The sequence below is a fragment of the Streptomyces sp. GbtcB7 genome (assembly GCF_019091445.1).
GTDB classification, from domain to species: domain Bacteria; phylum Actinomycetota; class Actinomycetes; order Streptomycetales; family Streptomycetaceae; genus Streptomyces; species Streptomyces mirabilis.
Window position 1 is genome coordinate 1 of the sequence record NZ_JAGXJM010000082.1, and the last position, 13,310, is coordinate 13,310.

The following is a 13,310-nucleotide window of genomic DNA, read 5'->3' on the forward strand; positions in this document are numbered from 1 at the left end:
CCGTGTTGCCGGCCGCGAGCGCCGGGGCGAACTCCCCCACCGCCATCATCAGCGGGTAGTCCCACGGCGCGACCTGCGCGCACACGCCGATCGGCTCGCGGCGTGTGTAGGCCAGCGTGGGCGCGGCCGTGGTCCGCGTGGCGCCTTCGATGCCGGCGGCGAGGCTGCCGTAGTACTCGAAGGTGTCGATCGTCATCGGCACATCGACCCGGCTGGTGAAGGTGAGAGGTTTGCCGACGTCGTACGACTCGAGTTCCGCGAACTCCTCCGCCCGTCGGCGCAGCAGGTCGGCGGCGCGAAGCAGGATCCGGCCGCGCTCGCGCGGGCTCATGCGGGGCCAGGGCCCGTGCTCGAAGGCTCGGTGGGCCGCGGCGACCGCACGCTCGGCGTCGGCCTCGTCCGCCTCGGCGACCGTCGTGGCGACCTGGCCGGTCGCCGGGTCCAGCAGTTCCCGGGTGACGCCCGCCGTCGCCGGTTCCCACTGACCGTCAATGAACAGGCTGCCCGGTGCTACTTCGACTCGGGGACGCGCCTGCTTCATCGTTACCATGAGGACCTCCTCGTCCTGGTGTGGCGAGGAGCGTCACCCGGAGAGGCGGTCCATGGACATGGGCAGAACTGCCCGATCCGCTATACCCGTGGTTCTACCTGGTACCTGAAGAAGCCACCCAGGCGGCCACCTGCGCGCGCGACGCGAAGCCGAGCTTGGCGAGGATGCGCTCGACATGCCCGTCGACCGTGCGCGGCGACAGCACCAGTACCTCGGCGATCTGCCGGTTGCTGAGGCCCTCCGCCACGAGCGCGGCGACCTCGCCCTCGCGCCGGGTCAGCACCTCGTCCGCCGTGGCGGGTACCACGGGGTGCAGGGCGGTACGACCGTCGAGCGCGTAGGAGATGGCCTGGTCGTGGTCCATCCGCCCGCCCTCGGCGAGCGCGACCTCCCACGCGTCGGCCCGCAGAGCGTGCAGTACCTGGCGCTCGCACCGCGCGTGGTGGCTGTCCAGGTGCGGTCCGAAGGCTGACAAAGACGTGCCGATGGCGCGCCAGATCGAGCGGATCGCGCCGAGCAGCCGGGCGGCGTGGTCGAACTCCTTCTTCGACGCGGCGATCCAGGCCAGCAGTTCGATCAACACGGCGGCGCCGACGTGGTCGTTGAACCCGCGCTGGATCTGCAGCCCGGCTCGGGCCAGCGTGGTCGCCGAATCCAGCTCACCGTGTGCCCAGGCGTGCAGGCCCAGGGCGTACAGCGCGTACGAGCGCGTCCACCGCTCCCCGAGCTCCTCGCTGAGGGCAATCGCACGCTCGCCCTTCTCCGCCGCCTGCTCGTCGCACGCGTGGGCGCACGCGATGGCGGTCTGGAAGTCCGTGAAGAGAGTGCCGCCTGCGTGCCCCACCCTGGTGAGACCGGCCGAGGCCGCCTCGAAGCAGTCGAGTGCCTCAGGCAGGTGTCCGCGGAACAGCGCCGCGGTCCCCCGCAGACTCAACGCCATGTACGGCGCCACCTCGTCACCGAGTTCAGCGGCCAGCTTCTCGCATTCCGCCAGCCGGGCCTCGGCCCCGTCGTAGTCGCCCTGCTGCAGCATGACCCAGCCGGCCACCCACAGCGCGGTGGTCCGCTCGGGCGGTCGTGGTCCGGGCAGGTCAAGCGCCCGGTCGAGCCAGCGCCTGCCCTCGCTCAGGAAGCCATCGGCGCACCAGTGGTGGCGCAGCGCCGCCACCAGGGACAGGGCCTGCTCCACCTTGCCGTTGCTGATGGACCACTCCAGTGCCGCCTCCAGGTTGCGGTGGTCCGCGCGGAGTCTGGCCAGCCCCTCCTCCTGACCGGGTCCGTACCAGGTGGCCGCGATGTGGTCAGCCACTCGGCCGAAGAACTCCTGGTGTCGGGTACGCAACGCGGTGTGCTCGTCAGAGGTCGCCAGCCGGTCCCAGCCGTACTCGCGGATGGTTTCGAGCATCCAGTAGCGCACCTGGCCGTCGCGCTCCACGGCCTGCACGACCGACTGTGCGACCAGGTGGTCGACTAGGTCCACGATCTTCGTGCGCGGCAGCACGTCGTCGGCGCACACCCCTTCGGCGGCCTCGAGGTCGAAGCCGCCCGCGAATACTGAAAGTCGCGCCCACAGCAGTCGTTCCTCCGCCGTGCACAGATCGTGGCTCCAGTCGATCAGCGCTCGCAGTGTGCGCTGTCGGGGAAGCGCGGCCGGGCTGCCGCCGGTCAGCAGCGCGAACCGATTCTCCAGCCGGTCGACGACCTCGCTCAGCGGCAGCGAGCGCAGCCGGGACGCGGCCAGCTCGATGGCCAGCGGGATGCCGTCGAGGCGGCCGCACAGCCGTGCCACCGCCACACGGTTGGCGTCGGACAACGCGAAGCCAGGCCTGATCGCCGTCGCACGGTCCAACAGCAGGTGCACCGACTCGTACTGGCCAAGCGCCTCCGCCGGAGGCGGGGCGTCCGGGTCGGGAACCGAGAGCGGCGGCACCTGGTAGACGTGCTCTCCCGCGATGCCCAGCACTTGCCTGCTGGTGGCGAGCACCCGCACGCGCGCACAGGCGCGCAGGAGCCGGTCGGTGAGAACGGCGCAGGCCTCGACGAGATGCTCGCAGTTGTCCAAAAGGATCAGAGCGTGCCGCCGGGCCAGGTGGTCGATGAGCTGCTCGACGGGAGGTTTGGTGGACTGGTCGGGAATTCCGAGCGCGGTCACCACGGCCTGCGCGACCAGCTCTGACTGCCGCACGGGCGCAAGGTCGACCAGCCAGACGCCGTCGGCGAACGCCGTGCTCGCCTCGGCGCCGGTCTCGATCGCCAAACGAGTCTTGCCGACCCCGCCCACACCGGACAACGTCACCAGCCGGGCGGCGCCGAGGAGCTTGCGGACCTCGCCGATCTCCTGTCGCCGGCCGACGAAGCTCGTGACTGTGGCGGGCAGGTTGCCCGCGCCTGCGGGTGATGTTCGCTCGGCCATAGGGCCCCGATCCAATCGCTCTACAGCGGCCGTGGTCCGTCCGACTATGCCGCCTCAGGCCCACTAATTGGCCACCCAAATACCGTCGGCCGAGCACGCCCGCGAGTCAAGTGGTCAGATGACTCCCGGCGCGTGGAACAGCCCCAGGGCCTCACGCACCGCTGCCGGGTCGTAGCGCGGTGCGAGCTCTCCGATCATCGACAGGGCGGTCCGCGCCAAGTGGGCTGCGAGTTCACTCGCCGCACCCATCGCATCGCGTGCCTGGCAGAGCTCCGCGATGCGCTCATGTTCGCCGAGGTGCCGGAGCGATGCCCGTGGGCCCCGGTACTGGTACTGCAGGCGATAGTGCTCGGCTCGCTGCATGTGACCCTCGATGCTTCGCACCACCTGTGGCCCGGCTCCGGCCACCAGTGCCAGGTGGAAGCGGTTGTGGGTGTCGTTCCATTCCGGAGTCTGCCCCGCGTCGTTGGACATGCGGGCCAGGTCGGCGGCCAGTGCTTGGACGGCACCTCGGTCCTCGTCGCTCATCAACGGCACCGTCAGCCGGACAGCAAGGCCTTCCAGCAGGATCCGCTGCACGTAGACGAACTCGAACTGTGCCGCCTCGAAGCCGATGACTCGCGCCCGTTTGTACGGCTCGGCCTCGACGAGCCCTTCTTCCTGGAGCATGCGCACGGCCTCGCGCACTGGAGTGCGGCTGATCCCCAAGCGCTCCGCGAGCTCGACCTGGTTGAGCTCGGCGTGCGGCGGGACGGTCCCATTCAGTACCAGCGTGCGCAGGTAGGTATGGGCAGCGTTGGCGGCATGCTCTCCGGCCTCGCGCGGGATCGGAGCGAGGTTGTCGAGCCACGTGCCCACACTCATACCGCCACTCGTTCGGGGGCCCACGTCGGGCACGTCCGCCTCCATTGATTTCGCGATGGGCATCGTGCCACACGCAGGTACGCCGACTTTCAGGGTTCCGCCGCGCATATGGAAAAGTATACAGTAGCGCCAATGCATCAGGGTTTCTTGAGGGGAAGTTCAGGAAACGAGAGGTCAACTGTATGCAGTTGAGGATGAGGTCAGAGTCAATGAGGATGAGCGGAGCACAATGAAGCTGAGTCTGTTCGACGACTACCGGCTGGGCGTCTGGGGCCGCGACGAGACGATCGTGGACGTGACGAGCGTGCTCGACGGCTCGATCCGCCCCACCGATCGCATGAACGCGCTGATCGAGAACTGGGAGAGCCTGGCGTCCGAACTCCGGGACGCCTCCGCCACCGCAGGCATCCCGCGATCCCTCGTCGTCTTCCGCGCGCCTCAACCACGGCCGACCAAGATCGTGGCGGCACCCGTCAATCACGGCCCCCATCGGGACGAGATGATCGCGGCGGGGGCGTTCACCAGTGGTGCCGCCGGCACGATCGAGACGTATGTCGGCTTCCTCAAGGCTCCCTCCTCCATCGTCGGACCGGACGGCTCGATCGAGCACCCGACCCCGGGACGCCGGGTCGATTACGAGGGCGAACTGGGTGTGGTCATAGGCCGCCGCGCACGGCGCGTGTCGCGCTCGGACGCGCTGGCCCACGTGTTCGGATACGTCCCGCTCGTGGACATCACCCTGCGAGGCCAAGAGGACCGGCCGTATCGGAAGAGCTTCGACACCTTCACGCCCTTGGGACCGGCGATCGTCACCGCGGACGAGATCCCAGACCCTTCGAAGCTGGAGATCGAGCTCAGCCTCAACGGGAACATCCGGCAGTCGGGTCGCGTCGCCGACCTGATCTACGACGTGCCGCGCCTGATCGAGGTGTACTCCGCAGCCATGACCCTGGAGCCGGGTGACATCATCGCCAGCGGAACTCCGGACGGGGTTGGTCCGGTGACGCCAGGCGACGAACTGTCGCTGACCGTGTCAGCTCTTCCTACACTGACGATCCCGGTCACTTCGGCGGTCCGCTGACGACCGGTTCTCGGAGCAACTCCAGGGACTCGCAGACTTCGACGACGGATCGCGCGGCTGACCGAGCAGCACTCTGCTCGGTCAGCCGCGCGGCACACACTCCACCCGACACGCATCCGCTCGGCGGAGCGCCGACCCACCTCGGCAAGGCACCCCAGCAGAGCAGCCAGAGGAACCACCCCGGCCGAAACCAGGCCGTCGGGACTCCGACCGGCTCGCGTTGGTGCTCGTGAATTGACCTCCACGGCAACGACCTCCGTCCACGCCGGGCGACTCGAGATCGCACGGTGCGGACGGAGGTCGTCGCCGTATGTGGAGAACCCCGCGTGCGCCGAGACGCTACGGGCTCGCCCCGGCCGTCGTCACAGCCCCGGACGACCGCCTGCCCCGCCTGCAGCGACGCCCGCCGCAGTGAACCCGGCGACCCGTTGGTAGTCGGCCGCGATCGCCTCTCGCTCGCCGGACGCGAACACGTTGCCGACGTCGTCGAATCCGTCAGGGGCGCGCTCCTCCGCCAGGTCGAGAATCCTGGCCGCTCCCTGGTTGCGATTGGCTGCGACAACAGCGGCGGTGGCCGGCAGACGCTCCTGCTCATAGCGCACCAGCGCAGCGCTGGGATCAGCTTCTTCGAGCAGGGCGCGAGTCAGTGCACGGGCGTCAAGGATCGCCTGGGAAGCACCGTTCGATCCCACCGGATACATGGCATGGGCCGCGTCTCCCAGCAGGGTCGTGCGTCCCGACGTCCAGGTAGGCAGCGGGTCACGGTCGATCATGGGGTACACGTAGGTGCCCTCCGCACCGCGCATCAACTCCACCACGTCGAGCCACGGGAACGACCACGACGCGAACTCGGGGAGGAAGTCCTCGAGGCGCCCGGGGCGGTTCCAGTCCTCGGCGCCCGGCAGCCCGTGTGCGGTGTTGTCGAGTACGGCGATCCAGTTGATCAGCGCGTTGCCCCGCGCGTCGGGCGCCGAGAGCGGATAGGCCACGACCTTGCGCCCGCGTGTGCCGATCAGTGCCATCGACTTACCGGTGAGGAAGGGGGGCGCCAGTGTGGTCCCGCGCCACATAAGCTGACCGCTCCAGCGTGGTGTTCCGTCCCCGGGGTGGAGCTGGGCACGGATGGCCGAGTGGATACCGTCGGCTCCGACCAGCACGTCCGCTTTCTCGTCGTACGAGCGACCGGTCACGCTGTCTTCCAGATGGAACCTGACCGGACCGCCGCCGTCGGACACGAAGCCGGTGACCTTGCGGCCCGTCCTCACGACAGCCTCGCCCAGACGCTGTCGAGCGATCTCCAGCAAAGCCATCTGGAGCTTTCCCCGATGGATCGAGAGCTGCGGCACCGAGTAGCCGCCCGCGAGTCCACGGGGTTCGCGCCACACGAACTGGCCGTGCCGGTTGGCGTAGCACAACTCCTCCGTCGCGACACCCAGTGGGAGCAGCCTCTCGAGGATCCCGAGTCGTCGGAGTTCCTGGACGGCGTGCGGCAGCAGGTTAATGCCCACGCCGAGCGGTCGCGGCTCGGGCACCGCTTCGTAGACGGTCACATCGATGCCGGCGCCATGCAGCATCAGCGCCGTGGCCAGTCCGCCGATCCCACCACCGGCAATCGCCACCTTCATCGGTTCACTCCTTCCAGGCGAGGCTCGGCCGGAGTGCCGACACGCAGCGACGGCTCGCCGTCGGGCTGCCCCGCGGCGGGAGCATCCGCTCCGGTGCGCGGCTTGAACACATCCGTCACCTCCTGGCGCTCGGACATCTCCCTTTCGCGATAGAGATGCAGAGCCTCCAGTACGGCTCGATCGCTGCCAATGAACAGATCCGCCGTTTCGGTCACCTCGTGTTCGACAGTGACCCAGGACGGAACGACGAAGACATCCCCGGGGCCCCACTCGAACTCGGTCCCGCCGATCACCGAGCGCCCGCGACCACGGAACACCGTGTGGATCTGGCCACCGGTCTGACGGCGCGGCGGAGTAGGTCCTCCAGGGTAGATACGCGTCATCTGACAAGTGATCGTCGGAATGGCGGGGCCGCCGGTGACCGGGTTCTTGTACTCCAACGTCACGCTCTGACCGCCATCCTTCTCGTGAAGCGCCTCGAGCGCGGCGTCCACCTGCGCGTACGGGTAGCGCAGCAGCGGCGAGTGCGGCTTCGTGTCGGCGGGCGCCGAGACGCTCTGGAGACCCGGGCCGCCGAACCGCCGCTCCGAGACGCCGTGGCCTATCAGCTCCTGCATCCCGACCGGGTGGTCCTCGAAGAACACCGTCTCCAGCGTCGCGACCAGGACCACATCGATCACGTCCAACCAGATCGCCGGCTGATCGCTCTTGTTAGTGTGGTCGTGCCAGGCCCAGTTCGGCGTCAGCACGAGATCGCCGGGCTCCATCCAGCATGCGTCCCCGTCGACCGTGGTGTAGACGCTCGAGCCAGTCATCATGAAGCGGATCGCCGCCGGCGAATGGCGGTGCGCCGGCGCCGTCTCGCCCGCCTCCAGGTACTGGTAGGCCCCGAACAGCGCCTCGGTGGTACCCGCGCGCAGGCCGGGGTTGCAGAACTGCAGCGCTCGCCGCTGACCATCGCCGCTCTGGAGGTCCAGAACCTGACCCGCCTGCTTCGCCAGCGGAGCGATCGTGTCCCAACGCCACAGGTGGGCCCGCGTCATCGGCCTCGGCTCTGACTGCAGCGGTGGCCTACTCCAAAGACCCTTCAGGTCTCGAGCGGCCAGCGCCCCACAGAGCTCGTCGAACGCCACTTCGGCGGTGTCGACGTCACTCGGACTCAGGGCATCGGGTTCCGTTTCACTTGCCACGGCCGGCTCGCCTCCGTTGGTTGGCCAACTATTTCCTTGAGTGACTGTATGCAGGAGTGGCACCACAGGTCAATCGCCTCAGACCTAAACTCTCGACCTATCCCGGCCATCACCTATCCTGAGCAGCTTCTTTATGTGTCGGCTCCGAGCCGTTCGGGATTGCGATCCACTCGGCAGGGATTCACTCAATCGAGGCGTGCTGTATACACTTGCCGTTGATCCGCCGAGGCGCGGATCAGTTGGCCGAGAACGCCGTGCCCCCGGTGAGCAACCATGGGGGCCACGTTGCTCAGGTGGGTTCGCCGAAGACTTGGCGCGCAACAGGGTGACATTGCGCTGGGCGGCGCCTTGGCGATGACGCCGACAGCGCCGGCTCCGGTGAGGACGGCCGCGACGTCCAGCATCCATCCCGGACCCCAGCGCGTAGGCCACCACGGCGACCGACGCGCCAGCGGCGATCATCGGCACAGTGCTGAAACGGATGATGCCTCACGTTGCCGAGAGACCCGTGAGAGCCGAACTCTTCAGTCAGTACTGCGCATCACCGACAACTGGCATACAGGCGGGCTGGGTTGAAGATGCAGGCGACGCGGTCGCCGACGTTACTCCGGGCGATATCGGGTCAGACGACCCCAACGAGACGGCGATTTCATAGACGGCGGCAACCAGGGAGTCATTCGCTCTCCAGTCGCCGCCGACCCGGTCCATGCCCGCATCGGGCCCCGCGGCCACACTGACTTCCACGATTGACACAGCACCGAATCAGATGCCCTCAGCCCATGTGATTCGCTACCGCCATGACGGAACCTGGGATCAGTTCACTGCTCGGGTCCGCCTTCGACCAGACGGCGTAGCGAAGGAAGCAGGGCCTCGAAGTCCTGCCCCGTTCGAAACGCGACGACGGTGGTGCCACCGTCGTCGGCTGCCCGCGAGGATCGAGGACTGGGAAAGAGAGCGAGCACCTCGCGCATCGCTTCATCGACCTCCGCGACGGGGTCGGAAGCATCGCCTCTGAGCCAGCGGCGCAGCACATGATTGTGGGCCGCGACCACAGCCGCCGCCATGAGTTCGGCCCTGAGGGACGCCGACTCCGTCGGATCCCCCATCCACTCCGAGATGAACTCACGGAACAATCGCTGGTAGCGGGCCACACTGGCGATCTCCCGGTCGCGAAGGGCGGGCACCTTGCTGGTGAGCGCGTACCGCCGCCGAGCGAGGTCCCCTTCGTCGATGTAGTGCAGCAGCACCAGGCGGACCGCGTCGGACACGGCGACGAGGGCAGTGCTATGGCTGGAGGTCGCGAGCCTGTCTCTGATCAGCTCGAGCAGCCGGTCATGGTCGGGGAAGATAACCGCTTCTTTGGACCGGTAGTGCCGGAAGAACGTCGTGCGCCCCACTCCAGCCCGCTCGGCGATGTCGTCGACGGTGGTCTGCTCGTATCCGCGCTCGTCGAAGAGGGCGAACGCGGCGTCCGCCAGTCGCATCCGTGCAGGTGGCTTGCTCATGAGCGCACATCCTTCCCGGTCTCGAACCGTGGAGACTACTTGCTCACCAGAATGGTACTGAGTACCGTCAATTCGATATCGAGTACCGACTAAGGAGCTTCCGGCGTGGATTCCATCGCCCACAGCGAGTCCGGCCTGCCGATCCAGCCGCTCTACGACGGCTCCGCGCTGGACGGATTCGACACGCGCGCAAAGCTGGGAACCCCCGGCAGCTACCCCTTCACCCGCGGCGTGTATCCGTCGATGTACACCGGCCGGCCGTGGACGATGCGGCAGTACGCCGGGTTCGGCACGGCGAAGGAGTCCAACGAGCGCTACCACGAGCTGGTCGGCGCCGGCACCGGTGGCCTGAGCGTGGCCTTCGACCTCCCGACGCAGATGGGCTACGACTCCGACGAGGCCATCGCCCAGGGTGAGGTCGGCAAAGTCGGCGTGGCGATCGACTCGATCGAGGACATGCGGACGCTCTTCCAGGGCCTGCCCCTGGACAAGGTGTCAACGTCGATGACGATCAACGCCCCCGCCTCGACGCTGCTCCTGCTGTACCAGCTGGTCGCGGCCGAACAGGGCGTCGCGGGCCACCAGTTGACCGGCACGATCCAGAACGACGTGCTCAAGGAGTACATCGCCCGCGGCACCTACATCTTCCCGCCGAAGCAGTCCCTGCGACTGATCAGCGACATCTTCGCCTACTGCCAAACGGAGCTGCCACGCTGGAACACGATCTCCATCTCCGGCTACCACATGGCAGAGGCCGGGGCCACGCCCGCACAGGAGATCGCCTTCACCCTCGCCAACGCCAGGGAGTACGTGCGCACCGCGATCGCCGCGGGCCTGGACGTCGACGACTTCGCACCGCGTCTGTCGTTCTTCTTCGTCGCCCGGACCACCCTGCTGGAGGAGATCGCCAAGTTCCGCGCCGCCCGTCGCATCTGGGCCCGGATCATGCGCGACGAGTTCAAGGCGCAGAACCCCAAGTCGCAGATGCTGCGCTTCCACACTCAGACCGCCGGTGTGCAGCTCACCGCGCAGCAACCCGAGGTCAACCTCGTCCGGGTCGCCCTGCAGGGTCTTGGCGCGGTCCTGGGAGGAACGCAGTCCCTGCACACCAACTCCTACGACGAGGCCATCGCCCTGCCCACCCAGAAGGCGGCCCGGCTCGCCCTGCGCACCCAGCAAGTCATCGCCTACGAGACCGATGTGACCAAAACAGTCGATCCCTTCGCCGGGTCCTACGTTATGGAGTCCATGACAGACGACCTCGAAGCGGCAGCCCTGGAACTGATCCAATCCGTCGAGGACCGCGGCGGCGCGGTGGCGGCAATCGAGCAGGGATTCCAGAAGTCCGAGATCGAGAGGTCCGCTTACCGGACCGCTCTGGAGATCGACGGCAAGCAGCGAACCGTCGTCGGGGTCAACAAGTACGTCCTCGACGAGGAAGAACCCTACGAGCCGCTGCGCGTCGACCCGCAGATCGAGATCGACCAGTGCGAAAGGCTCGCCGACCTGCGCCGGAAGCGTGACAACGGCGCCGTCGAGTGCGCCTTGGACGCCGTACGTACCGCCGCGCAGGGCACCGACAACGTCCTGCCCCCGATGCGCGAGGCCCTACGCCTGAATGCCACGGCCGGAGAGGTCTCCCACGCCCTGCGCGATGTATGGGGCGTGCACGTCCCCCACGACACCTTCTGAGCGACAAGATTCCGTGGAGCAAACAGTGACCGAAATTGACATCCACACGACCGCGGGCAAACTCGCGGACCTGCGGCGCCGCGTCCAGGAAGCGACGCACGCCGGCTCGGCACGCGCTGTCGAAAAGCAGCACGCCAAGGGCAAGCTGACGGCCCGTGAGCGGATCGAGCTGCTGATCGACGAGGGCTCGTTCGTCGAGCTGGACGAGTTCGCACAGCACCGCTCGACCGACTTCGGCATGGAGAACAACCGGCCCTACGGCGACGGTGTCGTCACCGGCTACGGCATGGTCGACGGCCGCCCCGTCGCCGTCTTCTCCCAGGACTTCACCGTCTTCGGCGGTGCCCTGGGCGAGGTCTTCGGCCAGAAGATCATGAAGGTGATGGACTTCGCGCTGAAGACCGGCTGCCCGGTCATCGGCATCAACGACTCCGGCGGCGCCCGCATCCAGGAGGGCGTCAGCGCGCTCGGCATGTACGGCGAGATCTTCCGCCGCAACACCCACGCCTCCGGCGTCATCCCGCAGATCTCGCTCGTCGTCGGCCCCTGCGCGGGCGGCGCGGTGTACTCCCCCGCGATCACCGACTTCACGGTCATGGTCGACCAGACCTCGCACATGTTCATCACGGGGCCCGACGTCATCAAGACGGTGACCGGCGAGGACGTCGGCTTCGAGGAGCTCGGCGGCGCGCGCACCCACAACGCGGTGTCGGGTGTGGCCCACCACATGGCGGGCGACGAGAAGGACGCCATCGAGTACGTCAAGCAGCTGCTGTCGTACCTGCCGTCCAACAACCTCAGTGAGCCCCCGGTCTTCCCCGAGGAGGCGGACCTCGCCCTCACGGACGAGGACCGCGAGCTGGACGTGATCGTCCCGGACAGCGCGAACCAGCCGTACGACATGCACACGGTGATCGAACACATCCTGGACGACGCCGAGTTCTTCGAGACCCAGGCGCTGTTCGCGCCGAACATCCTCACCGGCTTCGGACGGGTCGAGGGCCACCCGGTGGGCATCGTCGCCAACCAGCCGATGCAGTTCGCCGGCTGTCTGGACATCGACGCGTCCGAGAAGGCGGCCCGCTTCGTGCGCACCTGCGACGCCTTCAACGTCCCCGTCATCACCTTCGTGGACGTCCCCGGCTTCCTCCCGGGCGTCGACCAGGAGCACACGGGCATCATCCGCCGCGGCGCCAAGCTGATCTACGCGTACGCCGAGGCGACCGTCCCGCTCATCACGGTCATCACCCGCAAGGCCTTCGGCGGCGCCTACGACGTCATGGGCTCCAAGCACCTGGGCGCCGACCTCAACCTCGCCTGGCCGACCGCCCAGATCGCGGTGATGGGCGCGCAGGGCGCGGTGAACATCCTGCACCGCCGCACCATCGCCACCGCCGAGGACCAGGACGCCACCCGGGCCCGCCTGATCCAGGAGTACGAGGACACCCTCCTCAACCCCTACACCGCGGCCGAACGCGGCTACATCGACGCGGTGATCATGCCCTCCGACACCCGCTCCCACGTCGTACGGGGCCTGCGCCAGCTGCGCACCAAGCGGGAATCACTCCCTCCGAAGAAGCACGGCAACATCCCGCTCTAGCCCCGCCACACCGACCGATTGGGTCCGTCATGACGATCAAGGTTGTACGGGGCAACCCGACCCACGAAGAACTTGCCGCCGTGGTCGCACTGCTGTCCACCGTCGGCACACCGAGGCCCAGCCCGGCCCCGCATCCCGTTGGTTCCTGGGCCTCGCGAGGCCGTCTCCTCCGCGCATCACACGCGTACGGCCCGGCTGGCTGGCCCGCCTCCGCCCTGCCTCACTGAATCACTCGATCGGAGAGACCATGAACACTGTCCAAGAGGCGACGCGACTCGCCGTCTCCGCGTCGGCGCCACGCGCTCGCGTGGTCGTCGCCAAACCCGGACTCGACGGCCACGACCGCGGCGCCAAGGTCATCTCACGGGCTCTGCGCGACGCCGGCTACGAAGTGATCTACACCGGCCTGCACCAGACCCCCGAACAGATCGTCGCCACCGTCATTGCCGAGGACGCGCAGATCCTGGACCTCTCCGTCCTTTCGGGTGCCCATCTGACGATCTTGGAGAGGGTGATCGAGCTACTGAAGCAGGAGGACGCGAGGGACGTCCGCATCCTGGTCGGCGGCATCATCCCGGACGCCGACGTCACTGCTCTCGAAGTCATGGGCGTCGATGCGGTGTTCACCCCCGGCGCGAACATCCACCGGATCGTCGAAATTGTCGACCGGCTCAGCACCACGCTCCCGGACATGACGGAGGCGGCATGCTGACCAAGGTGCTCATCGCCAACCGTGGCGAAATCGCTGTCCGCGTGGCCCGGGCGTGCCGGGATGCCGGGATCGCGAGCG

At 67.8% G+C, this 13,310-nt stretch carries 12 protein-coding genes; 6 read left to right on the forward strand and 6 right to left on the reverse strand.

Annotated elements, in window-relative coordinates:
* The 3 genes from KVT44_RS54335 to KVT44_RS54345 all read right to left on the reverse strand — a co-directional run.
* Nucleotides 1-550: aldehyde dehydrogenase family protein (locus KVT44_RS54335; RefSeq protein WP_217576511.1), on the reverse strand; the 550-nt coding region annotated here is incomplete at its 3' end.
* 94 nt (nt 551-644) lie between these two features.
* Nucleotides 645-2,963 (reverse strand): LuxR C-terminal-related transcriptional regulator, encoded by a 2,319-nt coding sequence (locus KVT44_RS54340; protein WP_217576513.1) that lies wholly within the window; start codon nt 2,961-2,963, stop codon nt 645-647.
* Between the two features lie 114 nt (nt 2,964-3,077).
* Entirely contained in the window at nt 3,078-3,935 is an 858-nt protein-coding gene (locus KVT44_RS54345) for a GntR family transcriptional regulator (RefSeq protein ID WP_217576515.1), read from the reverse strand.
* Nucleotides 3,936-4,056: 121 nt separating this feature from the next.
* Here KVT44_RS54345 and KVT44_RS54350 point away from each other — a divergent pair, with 121 nt between their 5' ends.
* On the forward strand, nt 4,057-4,908 hold the full coding sequence (locus KVT44_RS54350; protein ID WP_217576517.1) for a fumarylacetoacetate hydrolase family protein: 852 nt from the start codon (nt 4,057-4,059) through the stop codon (nt 4,906-4,908).
* Between the two features lie 362 nt (nt 4,909-5,270).
* Here KVT44_RS54350 and KVT44_RS54355 read toward each other — a convergent pair whose 3' ends face one another.
* From KVT44_RS54355 to KVT44_RS54365, 3 genes are all read right to left on the reverse strand, one after another.
* Complete coding sequence (locus tag KVT44_RS54355) at nt 5,271-6,533, reverse strand: flavin-dependent oxidoreductase (protein WP_217576519.1); 1,263 nt, start codon at nt 6,531-6,533, stop codon at nt 5,271-5,273.
* The gene (locus KVT44_RS54360) at nt 6,530-7,723 is read right to left on the reverse strand and encodes a cupin domain-containing protein (protein WP_217576521.1); all 1,194 of its coding nucleotides are present in this window, start codon (nt 7,721-7,723) and stop codon (nt 6,530-6,532) included. Before KVT44_RS54360 ends, KVT44_RS54355 begins: the two co-directional genes overlap by 4 nt.
* Nucleotides 7,724-8,541: 818 nt before the next feature.
* Nucleotides 8,542-9,228 carry a TetR/AcrR family transcriptional regulator gene (locus KVT44_RS54365; RefSeq protein WP_217576523.1) on the reverse strand — a complete coding sequence of 229 codons (687 nt, stop codon included), beginning with the start codon at nt 9,226-9,228 and terminating at the stop codon, nt 8,542-8,544.
* Nucleotides 9,229-9,333: 105 nt separating this feature from the next.
* Here KVT44_RS54365 and KVT44_RS54370 point away from each other — a divergent pair, with 105 nt between their 5' ends.
* The 5 genes from KVT44_RS54370 to KVT44_RS54390 all read left to right on the forward strand — a co-directional run.
* On the forward strand, nt 9,334-10,920 hold the full coding sequence (locus KVT44_RS54370; protein WP_217576524.1) for a methylmalonyl-CoA mutase family protein: 1,587 nt from the start codon (nt 9,334-9,336) through the stop codon (nt 10,918-10,920).
* Complete coding sequence (locus KVT44_RS54375) at nt 10,883-12,520, forward strand: acyl-CoA carboxylase subunit beta (protein ID WP_254651176.1); 1,638 nt, start codon at nt 10,883-10,885, stop codon at nt 12,518-12,520. Before KVT44_RS54370 ends, KVT44_RS54375 begins: the two co-directional genes overlap by 38 nt.
* A 29-nt stretch (nt 12,521-12,549) precedes the next feature.
* Nucleotides 12,550-12,747: an acyl-CoA carboxylase subunit epsilon gene (locus KVT44_RS54380; RefSeq protein WP_217576528.1), complete on the forward strand. Its 198-nt coding sequence runs from the start codon at nt 12,550-12,552 to the stop codon at nt 12,745-12,747.
* 20 nt (nt 12,748-12,767) lie between these two features.
* Nucleotides 12,768-13,232, forward strand: a complete 465-nt coding sequence (locus tag KVT44_RS54385) for a cobalamin B12-binding domain-containing protein (protein WP_217576530.1) — start codon at nt 12,768-12,770, stop codon at nt 13,230-13,232.
* Nucleotides 13,226-13,310, forward strand: an 85-nt coding sequence (locus KVT44_RS54390; protein WP_302832257.1) for a biotin carboxylase N-terminal domain-containing protein, incomplete at its 3' end; no start/stop codon positions are given. The genes KVT44_RS54385 and KVT44_RS54390, both read left to right, overlap by 7 nt.

What these genes read in the sequence shown, in the direction of transcription:
- KVT44_RS54350 (WP_217576517.1), top strand. Translation starts at nt 4,057, where the DNA reads ATGAAGCTGAGTCTGTTCGACGACTACCGGCTGGGCGTCTGGGGCCGC.
- KVT44_RS54380 (WP_217576528.1), top strand. Translation starts at nt 12,550, where the DNA reads ATGACGATCAAGGTTGTACGGGGCAACCCGACCCACGAAGAACTTGCC.
- KVT44_RS54385 (WP_217576530.1), top strand. Translation starts at nt 12,768, where the DNA reads ATGAACACTGTCCAAGAGGCGACGCGACTCGCCGTCTCCGCGTCGGCG.
- KVT44_RS54355 (WP_217576519.1), bottom strand. Translation starts at nt 6,533, where the DNA reads ATGAAGGTGGCGATTGCCGGTGGTGGGATCGGCGGACTGGCCACGGCG.
- KVT44_RS54375 (WP_254651176.1), top strand. Translation starts at nt 10,883, where the DNA reads ATGTATGGGGCGTGCACGTCCCCCACGACACCTTCTGAGCGACAAGAT.
- KVT44_RS54345 (WP_217576515.1), bottom strand. Translation starts at nt 3,935, where the DNA reads ATGCGCGGCGGAACCCTGAAAGTCGGCGTACCTGCGTGTGGCACGATG.
- KVT44_RS54340 (WP_217576513.1), bottom strand. Translation starts at nt 2,963, where the DNA reads ATGGCCGAGCGAACATCACCCGCAGGCGCGGGCAACCTGCCCGCCACA.
- KVT44_RS54365 (WP_217576523.1), bottom strand. Translation starts at nt 9,228, where the DNA reads ATGAGCAAGCCACCTGCACGGATGCGACTGGCGGACGCCGCGTTCGCC.